The organism is Cellulomonas sp. KRMCY2, assembly GCF_000526515.1.
In the GTDB taxonomy this organism is placed as follows: domain Bacteria; phylum Actinomycetota; class Actinomycetes; order Actinomycetales; family Cellulomonadaceae; genus Actinotalea.
Genome location: NZ_JAGF01000001.1, coordinates 806,699 through 819,982, shown reverse-complemented (window position 1 = coordinate 819,982; position 13,284 = coordinate 806,699). Strand labels below are relative to the sequence as shown.

At 72.4% G+C, this 13,284-nt stretch carries 9 protein-coding genes; 7 read left to right on the top strand and 2 right to left on the bottom strand.

Translation table 11 applies throughout. The features are described 5' to 3' along the window. The first annotated feature begins 51 nt into the window (after window positions 1–51). The 5 genes from K415_RS0104030 to K415_RS24990 all read left to right on the top strand — a co-directional run bounded on the left by K415_RS0104030 (window position 52) and on the right by K415_RS24990 (window position 6,444). Window positions 52–1,338, top strand: coding sequence for an efflux RND transporter periplasmic adaptor subunit (locus K415_RS0104030; RefSeq protein WP_231494817.1), 1,287 nt, complete (start codon window positions 52–54; stop codon window positions 1,336–1,338). Next, window positions 1,331–2,023: an ABC transporter ATP-binding protein gene (locus K415_RS0104025; protein ID WP_197024655.1), complete on the top strand. Its 693-nt coding sequence runs from the start codon at window positions 1,331–1,333 to the stop codon at window positions 2,021–2,023. The genes K415_RS0104030 and K415_RS0104025 overlap by 8 nt, the downstream gene beginning before the upstream one ends. After that, on the top strand, window positions 2,020–3,252 hold the full coding sequence (locus K415_RS0104020) for an ABC transporter permease (protein WP_024285818.1): 1,233 nt from the start codon (window positions 2,020–2,022) through the stop codon (window positions 3,250–3,252). The genes K415_RS0104025 and K415_RS0104020 overlap by 4 nt, the downstream gene beginning before the upstream one ends. Before the next feature lie 107 nt (window positions 3,253–3,359). Then, window positions 3,360–4,466, top strand: coding sequence for a hypothetical protein (locus tag K415_RS0104015; protein ID WP_024285817.1), 1,107 nt, complete (start codon window positions 3,360–3,362; stop codon window positions 4,464–4,466). 88 nt (window positions 4,467–4,554) lie between these two features. Next, on the top strand, window positions 4,555–6,444 hold the full coding sequence (locus tag K415_RS24990; protein ID WP_024285816.1) for an efflux RND transporter periplasmic adaptor subunit: 1,890 nt from the start codon (window positions 4,555–4,557) through the stop codon (window positions 6,442–6,444). A gap of 266 nt (window positions 6,445–6,710) precedes the next feature. Here K415_RS24990 and K415_RS0104005 read toward each other — a convergent pair whose 3' ends face one another. Together K415_RS0104005 and K415_RS0104000 are read right to left on the bottom strand one after the other, a co-directional pair. Continuing rightward, window positions 6,711–8,366 carry a cell wall metabolism sensor histidine kinase WalK gene (locus K415_RS0104005; RefSeq protein ID WP_024285815.1) on the bottom strand — a complete coding sequence of 552 codons (1,656 nt, stop codon included), beginning with the start codon at window positions 8,364–8,366 and terminating at the stop codon, window positions 6,711–6,713. Then, window positions 8,366–9,136 carry a response regulator transcription factor gene (locus tag K415_RS0104000; RefSeq protein WP_024285814.1) on the bottom strand — a complete coding sequence of 257 codons (771 nt, stop codon included), beginning with the start codon at window positions 9,134–9,136 and terminating at the stop codon, window positions 8,366–8,368. The genes K415_RS0104005 and K415_RS0104000 overlap by 1 nt, the downstream gene beginning before the upstream one ends. 262 nt (window positions 9,137–9,398) lie before the next feature. Between K415_RS0104000 and K415_RS0103995 the strand changes: the two genes are divergently transcribed. Continuing rightward, window positions 9,399–10,217 (top strand): phosphatase PAP2 family protein, encoded by an 819-nt coding sequence (locus K415_RS0103995; protein ID WP_034661949.1) that lies wholly within the window; start codon window positions 9,399–9,401, stop codon window positions 10,215–10,217. 142 nt (window positions 10,218–10,359) lie between these two features. Then, window positions 10,360–13,275, top strand: coding sequence for a type I DNA topoisomerase (gene topA / locus K415_RS0103985; RefSeq protein ID WP_024285812.1), 2,916 nt, complete (start codon window positions 10,360–10,362; stop codon window positions 13,273–13,275). The last annotated feature ends 9 nt before the right edge of the window (window positions 13,276–13,284 follow it).

Genomic DNA, 13,284 nt, shown 5'->3' with positions numbered 1-13,284 from the left:
GTCGTCGTCCTACGTTCGGCAACGGTCGAGCTCGCCCGTGACGTGAGGACGATGATGGTGCAGAGGGTCAGGCGGACGACGATCCGTGCCCGGGTGATCGCCGGGGCCGTGGTGGTTCTCGTCGCCGTCGCGGGCGGCACGTACTGGTTCGTCGTGCGGGACGCCGCGGTGGCCGACACCGGTCCGGCCGTGACCGGTCAGGTGGTGGCGGCGAGCCTCGCGACGCTCGAGCAGAGCGTGTCCGCGACCGGCACGCTGACGCCGACGGTCCAGGAGGAGATCAGCTTCGCGGCGAGCGGGACGGTGACGTCGGTCGACGTCGCCGTCGGTCAGACCGTCGTCGCGGGCCAGCAGCTCGCGACCATCGACACCCTCACCCTCAACGCCGAGCTGCTCGGCGCGAAGGCGACGCTGGCGAGTGCGGAGGCGCGGCTCGCCGACGACGAGGACGCCGACGACGGCTCGGATGCCGCCGAAGCGCAGATCGCGGCCGACGAGGCCCAGGTCGAGGTGGCGCAGGCTGGCGTGGACACCGCCACCGAGGCGATGTCCGGGGCGACGCTCATCTCGCCGGTGGGCGGACTGCTCACCGCGGTGGCTCTGACGGTCGGTCAGGTGGTCACCGGGTCGTCCGGGTCGTCTGTGACCGGCGGCGTGACCGACCAGGGCGGCTCCTCGGTGACCGGCGCCGCCACGACCACCGCGTCGGCGACGTCGTCCGCGCAGCTCGTCGTCGTCGGCACGGACAGCTGGGAGCTGGACGTCGCGGTCGACGACGGCGACGTCGCACTGATCGCCGTGGGAGACCAGGCAGAGATCACCGTCGAGGACGCGACGAGCACGATCTTCGGGGTCGTCACGGAGATCGGGCTGATCTCGACGAGCACGTCCGGCGTGGCGGCCTACCCGGTCGTCATCGCGGTGACCGGTCGGCCGGAGGGCGTCCACGACGGCGTCTCGGCGGATGTGGAGATCATCTACGAGCGGCGTTCCGACGCGCTGACCGTCCCGTCGGCCGCGGTGCGGACCGTCGACGGCGAGTCGGTGGTCACGCAGTCCGGGTCGGACGGCGAGGCCGTCTCGACCGTCGTCACCGTCGGCCAGACGATGGGTGACCTGACCGAGATCACCTCGGGCCTCGTCGAGGGGGACGAGGTCGTGGTGTCCGTCGTCGCGCAGACCGACCAGCAGGGGACGGGCACGGACGGCGAGACCACCGAGGAGGGCGGCACCGGACTCCCCGGCGGCGAGTTCGACCCGGGCCAGCTGCCCGAGGGTTTCGACCCGGAGCAGATGCCGACCGACGGGCAGATGCCGGGTGGGCCGACCGGTGGCTGAGCCGGTCATCGAGCTCCGCGGCGCAGGCAAGACGTACCGGACCGGGAGCATCGAGTACGAGGCGCTGCGCGGCATCGACCTGCGCATCGACGAGGGGGAGTACGTGGCCGTGATGGGTCCGTCCGGCTCCGGCAAGTCGACCTTGATGAACGTCATCGGCTGCCTCGACACGCTGACGGCCGGCAGCTACCACCTGGCCGGCGACGACGTCAGCGAGCTGGACGAGGTGGACCTCGCCGCGATCCGCAACCGCCGGATCGGGTTCGTCTTCCAGCAGTTCAACCTGTTGTCCTCGCTGTCTGCCTGGCGCAACGTCGAGCTGCCGCTGGTGTACGGACGGGTACCCGGCCACCGGCGCAAGGAGCGGGCGGAGGCGGCGCTGGCCCGGGTGGGTCTGGGCGACAAGCTCGCCAACCGGCCGGGGGAGCTGTCCGGTGGCCAGCAGCAGCGCGTGGCCGTGGCTCGGGCGCTGGTCGGCGAACCGGCGTTGATCCTGGCGGACGAGCCGACCGGCAACCTCGACTCCGGCTCGACCAGGGACGTGCTCTCGCTGCTCGACGAGCTGCACGGGCACGGGCGCACGATCGTGCTGATCACGCACGAGCACGACGTCGCGCAGCATGCCCGCCGGATCGTCCGGGTGCGCGACGGTCAGATCCACGCGGACGAGGTGAATGCTTCGTGAGCTGGACCGAGACCCTGCGCACCGGACTTGCCGCGGTGCGGTCGCACAGCCTGCGGTCGACCCTGACCGTCCTGGGGATCCTGATCGGCATCGCCGCGGTGATCCTGACCGTCGGGCTGGGCCTGGGGACCCAGAAGGACGTCAGCGAACAGATCAGCGCGCTCGGCAGCAACTTGCTCATCGTCACCCCCGGCAGCAGCACCGACGCCGAGGGGATGCGCGGCGGCTTCGGCTCGAGCGCGACCCTGACGAGGTCCGACGCCCAGGCGCTGGCCTCGGAGGTCAACGCACCCGACGTGGCCGGCGTGGCACCGGAGAAGTCGAGCTCCCTGTCGATCGCGAACAGCTCGACGAACTGGACGACGACAGTCGTCGGGACGACGCAGGACTGGCTCGACGTGCGGTCCCGGGAGATCGCCGCCGGGTCCTTCTTCACCGCCGAGGACGAGGTGGCTGGTGCGACAGTCGTCGTGCTCGGCGCCGAGACCGCGACCGAGCTGTTCGGGTCGACCGACGTCGTCGGTCAGATCGTCACGATCGCCGACACACCCTTCACGGTGGTCGGGGTGCTCACCACCGAGGGTGCCTCCTCGTCGACGAACCTCGACGACCTGGCGGTGATCCCGTTGTCGACCGCGGCGGACCAGGTGATCGGTGGGCGCGACCGCAATGCGGTCTCGACCGTCTACGTCCAGGCCGCATCGGCCGACCAGCTCTCGGCGGCCCACCAGGAGACCGAGACGCTCCTGCTCAACCTGCACGCGATCGGCAGTGTCGAGGACGCCGACTTCACGATCAACAGCCAGGACTCCCTGGTCAGCACGGCCACGGCGGTCTACCGGACGCTGACCGTGCTGCTCACCGGCATCGCGGGCCTCTCCCTGCTGGTCGGCGGGATCGGGGTGATGAACATCATGCTCGTCTCGGTCACCGAACGGACCCGCGAGATCGGCCTGCGCAAGGCCCTCGGCGCGCCGCCGTGGGCGATCCGTCGCCAGTTCCTCGTCGAGGCCACCGTGCTCGGTCTCGCCGGGGGCGTGCTCGGCGCGGGGTCGGGGATCGCCTCGGCCACGGTGCTGCCCGACCTGCTCGGCTCGTCCATCGTCGTCTCCGGCGCCGCGGTGGCCGGCTCGATCGTCGTCGCGATCGGCATCGGCCTCGTCTTCGGCGTCTACCCCGCGACCAGGGCTGCGCGACTGGCGCCCATCGATGCGCTGCGCAGCGAGTAGCGCCGTGCTGCCCCTGTGCCGTGCTGCCCGCTGTGCCGTGCTGTCCCCGTGCCGTGCTGCCCCCTGTGCCGTGCTGCCCGCTGTGCCGTGTCCCATGAGGAGGAACGATGCTCGCCAGCCTGACCCCGGGTCCGCACCTGGACCGCTGTCCGTACCTGGACCGCCGACACGTCCACAAGGTCGGACCGGCGGCTGCACTCGCGGCGGCCGTCTGCCTGCTGGTCGTCGGGTGTGCCGCCGACCCGGAGGCGGCCGGCGACGTCGCACAGACAGACGTCGCACAGACAGACGTTGCACAGGCAGACGTCGCACAGGCAGAGGAGAGCATCACCGGCGGCGCGGGACGCGGTGGTGTCTCCGGGCTGATCGCGTCGGTGGCCGACGGCGTCATGCAGGTGCAGTCGACCGACTCGCAGACCGCAGTGAGCTGGACGGACGAGACGGTGATCACCCGCATCGCCGGCGCGGGCCTCGACCAGGTCACGGTGGGCGCGTGTGTCGTCGCGGTCGCGATGGGGGACGTGGTCGGTTCGGACGGCGTGGACGAGGCTTCCGGGACTGACGGCTCCGTCGACGCATCCTCCGGTGCGGTGACGACCGTGGCGATCAGCGCGGCTGTGGATGGTGAGTGCTCGGCGAGCGGTCTCGGTGCCGGCGGGACGCGACCGGAGATGCCGGACGGCGGCACCGTGCCGTCGGACGCGGCGGGATCCTCCGACGATCTGCCATCCGGCGGGGCGCTGTCGTCCGTCGAGGAGCTGGAACCCACGGCGGACACGCCCGCCCAGCCCGACGTGACCGAGCTCGACGTGACCGAGCCCGACGTGACCGAGCTCGACGTGACCGAGCCCGGCGTGACCGAGCCTGGTGACGGCACGGCACCGGCCGGTCGCCAGGAGCGCGGCGGCTTCGGGCAGGTCACGTCCGGTCTGGTCACCGCCGTGTCGGCGACGGGCATCACCGTTCAGGTGACCGGCGCCGACGATGCCGTGACGACGACGACGGTCGAGGTCGACCCGGATACGACCTACACCGCGAGCGTTGCGACGGACGCCTCAGCGATCGTCGTCGGCCTGTGCGCCTCCGCGCGGGGCGAGACCGACGACCGCGGAGGGATGGCCTCGACGACGCTGACGCTCACCGAACCGGTCGCGGACGGCTGCACCGACGGCTTCGGCAGCGGGATGCCTGCACCGGGAGGTAGTGATGAGTGACAGGGCGACCGACCGGCACCGTGAGGCGGTCGACCCGCCTCGCGGTGGGTCCGGGCACTCGCGGCGCAGGCACAGCAGGTGGCCCGCCGTGGGCGCAGGTGCGCTGGTGGTCTGCCTGGTGGGCGGCGGCGTGGCGATCGCCTCGGGACGGGAGGCCGGGCCGCGCTACCGGACAGCGATCGCGAGCACCGGTCAGGTCGAGCAGACCATCGATGCGGTGGGCACGATCGCCTCGGCGACGTTGCGCGACGCCGCGTTCCCGGTGGCGGGCACGGTCGCGACCGTCGACGTCGCCGTCGGCGATGTCGTCGGGCCGGGTGACGTGCTGGCAACGCTCGACACGACCGCGCTCGAGGATGCCCTCGAGGAGGCCGAGGCCGCCCTGGCCGACGCGGAGCAGGAGCTCGAGGACGACCTGGAGTCGCAGACTGCGGTGAGCGAGACCTCGTCGGCGAGCGTGTCGGCTACGAGCGTGTCGGCTACGAGTGTGTCGGCCACGGCGCCCGGCACGCAGGCGACCGGCACGCAGGCGAGCGATCCAGCCGACCCTGCGGGCGTCGACGCGTCGTCGGACCCGATGCAGGATCCGGGTGTCGTGGCAGCGCTCGCGGCGGTGCGCCGGGCCCAGGACGACCTGATCGCTCAGTACGAGGTCGTCTCCGCCGCGCTCGAGCAGAGCGCGTCGAGCCTCGCGACCTCGGAGTCGGTGTGCAACGCATTCGTCACCGCGAGCGCGGCGACAGTCGAGACGAGCGATCCGGTGGACCCGGTGGACCCCGCGGACCCGGTGGACCCGGCGGACCCGGTGGACCCGGCGGACCCCGCAGACCCGGCCGATCCGGTGGACCCGGCGGACCCCGTGGACCCGGCCGACCCCGACCCGACCGTGCCTGTGGCCGATGCGTTGCTCGCTTGCCAGGCGGCGATCGGACAGGTCGCGACCGACCAGGAGGCCGTCGCCGCGGGCCAGACGGCGCTCCTCGACCTGGCCGTGGCGCTCGACCACGCCGTCACCGCGGCCCAGGAGGCCGTCCGGGTGGCGGTCGCCGCAGCGGCCACGTCGTCGGGCGGCTCGACCGAACCAGCCTCGACCGGACCAGCGGGGACGGGACCGGCCCCGTCCACCGTCATGACGCCGTCGACCTCAGCGACCGCACCGGTCGTCCCGGTCGCGAGCCAGGCCGGGGGCTCGGAGACGACACAGGTCGCGTCCGCGGCGGACATCCTGGCCGATCGGGCTGCGATCGACGTGGCCGAGGCGGAGGTCGCGATCGCGACGGCGGCGCTCGGCAGGGTCAGCCTGACCAGTCCCGTCGTCGGCACGGTCGCCGCGGTGTCGATGGCCGCCGGCGACACCGTGCCCGCGTCATCCACCAGCGCGGTGATCACCGTCATCGGCGTGGACGGCTACGTCGTGGAGACGACGATCGCGGTCTCCGACATCGACACGGTCGAGGTCGGGCAGTCGACGACCCTCACCGTGGCCAGCGCCGCAGGCGTGCTCACCGGAGTGGTCAGCAGCATCGGCATCCTCAACGCCTCGACCACGAGCTCGGACCCGTCGTACACCGTGGTCGTCGCGGTGGACAGCACGGATCAGCCGTTGTTCGACGGGGCCGCGGCGCAGCTGACCATCACGGTGGGAGCGAACGAGAGCGCCGTCACGGTGCCGACGTCCGCGGTGCACGTCGACGGCTCCGTCGCGACGGTCCAGGTCCTGGCTGACGACGTCGTCAGTGACGTGCAGGTGACGACCGGGGTGGTGGGTACGGAGCTCACCGAGATCGCTTCCGGGCTCACGGTCGGCGACGAGATCGTGCTCGCCGACCTGCTGGAGCCGCTGGCGGTCGACGACGACTCAGCCGAGAGCGGGCTGAGCGGCCTGAGCGGATCGACGTCGGGGCAGGTGCCGACCGGCGGCGTGCCTGCACGCGGCGGCGCGCCCGGGGCTGGGGTGCCGCGGCAGTCGGACGGCTGATGGTGCTCACCCCACAGCGGACGCACAGCCTGCACAGGGCAACCGTCCAGCCGGACCGGAGAGGGTGGCTCTGTTGGTGAGCAGCTGACCTTGGTCAGCAGATGAGCTCCTGAGCGCCGAGACCCCCTGATCGGCCCAGGATCCCGCCCCCGATCGCTTCGCGCTGGCGGTCGGGGGCCGGGTGCGTCTGAGCAGATCACGTGCGTCCGGGCGCAGCCACTGCCTCCGAGCACATCATCGCGCCCGAGCAGATCAGTCCGAGCAGATCATCCAGCCGGCGCGACCGGCAGGGTCACCGTGAACGTCGTGGCGCCTGCCTGCCCGTCGACCTCGATGCGTCCCCCGTGGGCCGCGACGACGGCGTCGACGATGGCGAGGCCGAGACCGGTCGACCCCGCGCCCCGCGAGCGACCCTCCTCACCCCGCGTGAACCGCTGGAACAGTCGTCCGCGCAGGGTGTCGGGGATGCCTGGGCCGTCGTCCTGCACCTGGACGGTGACGGTCTCGCCGTCGCACCGCACCGAGGTCACGACTGTCGTCCCCGGTGGCGTGTGCGCACGGGCGTTGGAGAGCAGGTTCGCCAGGACCTGACGGAGGCGGTGCTCGTCGCCGGCGACGACACAGGGCGCCGCGCCGGTCTCGTCGAGGTCCGCGTCCTCGCCGTCGGCTCCGTCCGTGGGGTGGGGTCCGTCCGTGGGGTCGCCGTCGGGCGGCAGGTCGAGCCGCCACACGTGGTCGGGGCCGGCGACGTGCGCATCGGCGACCGCGTCGATCGCCAGGGCCGTGAGGTCGACCTCGACGCGGTCCAGGGTGCGCCCGGCATCGAGCCGGGCGAGCAGCAGCAGGTCCTCGACCAGGGATGTCATCCGCTCGGCCTCGGACTCGACGCGTTCCATCGCGCGCAGCGCGTCATCCGGGAGCCCGGCCGGCAGGCGCCGGACGAGCTCGGCGTAGCCGCGGATCGAGGCGAGCGGGGTCCGCAGCTCGTGGCTCGCATCCGCGACGAACTGGCGCACCTGGGTCTCGCTCTCGTGCCGCGCGGTCAGGGCGGCCTCGATGTGGCCGAGCATCCGGTTGAGGGCCGCGCCGACCTGACCGACCTCCGTGCCGGGGTCGGTGTCGGCCTCCGGCACGCGCGTGAGGCTGACCTCGCCGCGGTCGAGGGGGAGCTCGGAGACCCGGGTGGCGGTCGCGGCGACCCGCTCGAGCGGCTCGAGCTCGCGGCGCACCAGTGCCGTGCCGGCCAGGGCGGCGATGACGATGCCGGCAGCGGCGACCAGAGCCTCGACCACGAGGTAGTCCTGCACGGTCGCGGTCGCGTCGGCGGTGGACAGGCCGGTGACCAGGAGGCCGCCGTCCGCCGTCGTGGTCGCGAGCACGCGGTACTCACCGAGCTCGGCCAGATGGACGGTCCGCGGCACATCGCTCGGGCTGACGGCCTCGAGCAGGGACTCCTGCTCGTCGGTCAGTGCCTGGAAGGCTCCGTTGTCGTCGATGTAGCCCGAGCGGACGGCGTCGCCCTGGACGGACAGGGTGACCGTGCCGGTGCCCTGCCCGGGGGCGTCGAGGGCTGGCGGCGGGCCGTCCGGGGCCGCCGCCAGGTCGTCGGTGTGATCGTCCGGCACCGGTCCGAAGCCACGCTCGGCCGCCGCGGCACGCTCGCTCGATGCGAACAGTCGGTCGTCGAGCTGTGCGACGAGAGAGCCGCGGAGTGCGAGGCTCGAGACCACACCCATCGCACCGGCCACACCGATGAGCAGGCCCAGGAGCACGGCGACGAGCCGACGACGCAGGGTCCGGTGCTGGGGCCCGCGTCCACCCGCCGGCCGGGCCGCGACCGGTGCCTGCGGGTCGCCGGCCTGCGGGTCGCCGGCCTGCGGCGTCCGAGATCGTCGTCGTGCTCCGAGGGCGAACCGCGGCATCAGCGCTCGTCGGGCCGGGGCTCGGCCGCCTTGAGCTGGTAGCCGACGCCACGCAGCGTGTGGATCATCGGCGTCCGACCGGCGTCGATCTTGCGGCGCAGGTAGGAGATGTAGAGCTCGACGATGTTCGCCTGCCCGCCGAAGTCGTACTGCCAGACGCGGTCGAGGATCTGGGCCTTGGACAGGACGCGTCGGGGGTTGCGCATGAGGTAGCGCAGCAGCTCGAACTCGGTCGCTGTGAGGTGGATGTCCGTACCGTCCCGGGTCACCTCGTGGCTGTCCTCGTCCATGGTCAGGTCGCCGACGACGAGCCGGGCGTCCTCGTGCACGGCGGTGGCTCCGGACCGGCGCAGCAGGGCACGCAGCCGGGCGACGACCTCCTCGAGGCTGAACGGCTTCGTGACGTAGTCGTCGCCACCGGCGGTCAGGCCCGCGATCCGGTCCTCGACGGCATCGCGTGCGGTGAGGAACAGGACGGGCACGTCCGACCGGGTGGCGCGAACCCGGCGCAGGACCTCGAGGCCGGACATGTCGGGGAGCATGACGTCGAGCAGGATCACGTCGGGCGCCATCGCCTTCGCCGCCTTGATGGCTGCGTGGCCGGTCAGCGCGGTCTCGACCTGCCACCCCTCATAGCGCAGGGCGGTGGCGAGCAGGTCGCCGAGGGAGGGCTCGTCGTCGACCACCAGGGCGCGGATCGGGCTGCCGTCGGGCCTGGTGAGGTGTTCGCGGGCAGCGCTGATCGAGCGGACGGTCGTCGGTGTGCTCATGGCATCCATCGTGCCCCTGGTGGCTGCGCACCACCTGGGTGAAACCTGTGAGGTGCCTGTGCAAAGGGGTGAGTCACCGGCTCGCCCGGCCATCTCACAGCCGGGCGGGGTGGGCCTCGCGCCGCGGCGTCACCTACCGTGGTCGGATGGTTGGTCCCCCGAGCTTCCCCCCGGCTGCCGCTCACGCGGTGCCGACGGACGCTGCGCCGACCCCGCCGCCCCCCCGACCCTGCGGGCCGGGCATCGCGGTCCGGCGCTCGTGGTGGCGGCGCTCGCAGGGGTCGGCGTCTGGGCCACCTGGTCGTACTTCGTGCTGAGCCGGACCGGCCGACTGCTCGAGCAGGCGGCGTTCGACGGAGCCGAGTTCGGTCAGAACCGGCTCTGGCAGATCGCTGAACCGGTCCTCGACGTGATCTCCGTGCCGTTCATCGCCGTCGTGCTGGTCGCGACGATGCTGCTCGCGGTCCTGCGCCGACGGACGCTGCTGGCCCTGCAGGTTGCCGTCCTCATGGGCGGCGCCAACCTGACCAGCCAGGTGCTCAAGCTGGGCGTGCTGGACCGGCCGGACCTCGGCATCGACGACCCGCTGCGCAACTCGCTGCCGAGCGGCCACACCACGGCTGCCGCGTCGGTCTCCGCGGCCCTCGTCTTCGTGGTGCCCCGTCGGCTCCGGCCGGCCGCCGCCGTCCTCGGTGCCGTCTACACCGCGGCGACCGGGGTGTCGACGCTGGTCGGCAAGTGGCACCGGCCGAGCGATGTCGTCGCCGCCCTGCTGGTCGTGCTGGCCTGGGGTGCGCTCGCGGGCGCGCTCGGCTCGCACGGCCCGGTGGTCCCAGGCGTCGAGCACCCGCGCGAGACGGCCGCCGTCGCTGCGCTGCTGCTGGTGGCGGGCCTGGTCAGCGGTGCCGGTGCTGCGCTCGCGCTGCAGCGCAGCCTCGCCGGGCTCGACGGCGGTCTCGACTCGAAGGCTGAGCTGCTCACCGCGTACGGCGGCGGTGCGCTGGCCGTCGTCGCGTTCTCGTGCGCCGCGTTCGGGGCGCTCCTGCTGCTCCGTCGGGCCGCCGAGCCGAGGCGTGGCTGAGCTCAGGAGGTGGCGTGGCCGAGCTCAGGAGGCGGACGCCCGGTGGGTCCGGCTTGACCAGAGGTCGTAGAGTGCCCGATCGACGGTGAACCGTCGCGCGGTCCGGACGTCCGGACCGGTGCAACCCAGGAAGCAGGTCCGCATGGCCGCAGGTCGCAAGCTCGTGATCGTGGAGTCGCCGGCGAAGGCGCGCACGATCGCCGGCTACCTCGGCGAGGGGTTCACCGTCGAGGCGTCCGTCGGGCACATCCGCGACCTGCCTCAGCCGTCCGAGCTGCCGGTGGAGATGAAGAAGGGCCCGTTCGGCAAGTTCGCGGTCGACGTCGACAACGGGTTCGAGCCCTACTACGTCGTCGACGCGGACAAGAAGAAGAAGGTCGCCGACCTCAAGCGGGCACTCAAGGGCGCCGACGAGCTCTACCTCGCAACAGACGAGGACCGCGAGGGCGAGGCCATCGCGTGGCACCTGCTCTCCGAGCTCAAGCCGACGGTCCCGGTCAAGCGGATGGTCTTCCACGAGATCACGCGTGAGGCGATCCAGCGAGCGCTGGAGAACACCCGCCCGCTCGACCAGTTCCTCGTCGACGCGCAGGAGACGCGGCGCATCCTCGACCGCCTCTACGGCTACGAGGTCTCCCCGGTGCTGTGGCGCAAGGTGCGGCAGGGCCTGTCCGCCGGACGCGTGCAGTCCGTCGCGACGAGGCTCGTCGTCGAGCGTGAGCGCGAGCGGATGGCGTTCCGCGCCGCCGACTACTGGGACGTCACGGGGACGTTCGCCCAGGCGGCACCGTCGGTCGAGGCCGAGCACGGGAGCTTCACCGCGCGGCTGGTCCAGGTCGATGGTCAGCGCGTGGCCAGCGGTCGGGACTTCGACGACCGGGGCATGCTCAAGAGCTCCCAGGTGGTGCACCTGGACGAGCAGCGCGCGATCGCACTGGCCGAGGGTCTGCGCTCGGCGCCGTTCGCCGTCGTGAGCCTGGAGACCAAGCCCTACACACGCCGTCCGGCGGCGCCGTTCACGACCTCGACGCTGCAGCAGGAGGCCTCGCGCAAGCTGCGGATGGGGTCGCGGCAGACCATGCGCACGGCGCAGGGCCTGTACGAGAACGGCTACATCACCTACATGCGTACCGACTCACCTGCGCTGTCGAGCCAGGCGATCGACGCCGCGCGTCGCCAGGCCGCCGAGCTCTACGGGCCGGAGTACGTGCCGGCGTCCGCCCGGGTCTACGCGTCCAAGAGCAAGGGCGCCCAGGAGGCGCACGAGGCCATCCGGCCCGCCGGTGACCACTTCCGGACTCCGGCACAGGTCGCGCGGGAGCTGTCCGGCGACCAGTTCAAGCTGTACGAGCTGATCTGGAAGCGCACTGTCGCGTCGCAGATGGCCGACGCGCGCGGCTCGACGGCGTCCGTCCGGCTCGGTGCGACGGCGACCGCTGCGGGGGTCGACGGCTCTGCGGCCGAGGCCGTGTTCGCGGCGTCCGGCACGGTCATCACGTTCCGCGGGTTCATGGCGGCGTACGAGGAGGGGCGCGACCTCGACCGGTACGCCGACGACGACGGTGCGGCGGCTGACGGTTCTTCGGCTGACGGTGCTGCCGGCGGCCCTGCCGGGGGAGCTGCCACCGGCGAGCGCTCGACGAAGGCCGGCGGGGCGGGCGCCGAGGCCCGGCTGCCGCAGATGGCCGAGGGTGACGCGATGGCAGGGTCGGACCTGGTGGCCGACGGGCACCACACGTCGCCGCCGCCGCGATTCACCGAGGCGAGCCTGATCAAGGCCCTCGAGGAGCGCGGCATCGGGCGGCCCTCGACGTACGCCGCGACGATCTCGGTCATCCAGGACCGCGGGTACGTGACAAACCGAGGTCAGGCCCTCGTGCCGAGCTGGCTGGCGTTCGCCGTCACGCGGCTGCTGGAGGAGAACTTCGACTGGTTGGTGGACTACGACTTCACCGCGGAGATGGAGCTGGACCTCGACGCCATCGCGGCCGGCGAGAAGGACCGCGTCGCTTGGCTGACCCGGTTCTACTTCGGTGACGGCACCGGTCGCACCGAGGGGGAGGGGTTGCGCGACCTCGTCGCGAACCTCGGCGAGATCGACGCGCGCGAGGTCAACTCGATCGACATCGGTGACGGCATCACGCTGCGCGTCGGCAGGTACGGGCCGTATCTCGAGGAGGCCGGGGTCGGCGGTGGCGCAGAGGCGACCGCAGCGACAGCCGACGGCGCAGCGACAGCCGACGGCGCGGGGGCCGTGCCGACGCCACCGCGGCGGGCGTCCGTGCCCGAAGACCTGGCGCCGGACGAGCTGACGGTCGCCAAGGCGCGCGAGCTGCTCGAGACGATGCCGGACGGCGACATCGTGCTGGGCCAGGACCCGAGCACCGGGACGACGATCGTCGCCAAGAACGGTCGCTACGGGCCGTACGTCACCGAGCTGCTGCCCGAGCCCGAGCTCGACGAGGGGCTCTCTGCGGCCGCGCGCAAGAAGGCGCTGGCAGCACTGCCGAAGCCGAGGACCGCGTCCCTGCTCAAGTCCATGGAGCTGTACGCCGTCACGCTCGACGACGCGTTGCGCCTGCTGTCGTTGCCGCGTGTGGTCGGCGTCGACCCGGAGACCGGCGTCGAGATCACCGCGCAGAACGGTCGGTACGGGCCCTACCTGAAGAAGGGGACCGACTCGCGGACCCTGCCGAGCGAGGAAGCGATGTTCGACGTCACCCTCGAGGAGGCGCTGGCGATCTACGAGCAGCCCAAGCGCGGACGCGGGACGTCGGCGACGGCGCCGCTGCGCGAGCTCGGCGTCGACCCCGTCTCCGGCAAGCCGGTGGTGGTCAAGGAGGGCCGGTTCGGTGCGTACGTGACGGACGGCGAGTCGAACGCGACGTTGCGCAAGGAGGACTCGGTGGAGACCGTGACCATCGAGCGTGCCGCGGAGCTGCTGGCCGAGAAGCGCGCGCGCGGCCCGGTCAAGCGCCGCACGACGACGCGGACGACCGTCAAGAAGGCTCCAGCGAAGAAGGCCGCGACGAGCAAGGCCGGCACCAAGAAGGCCTGAGCTGCTGGG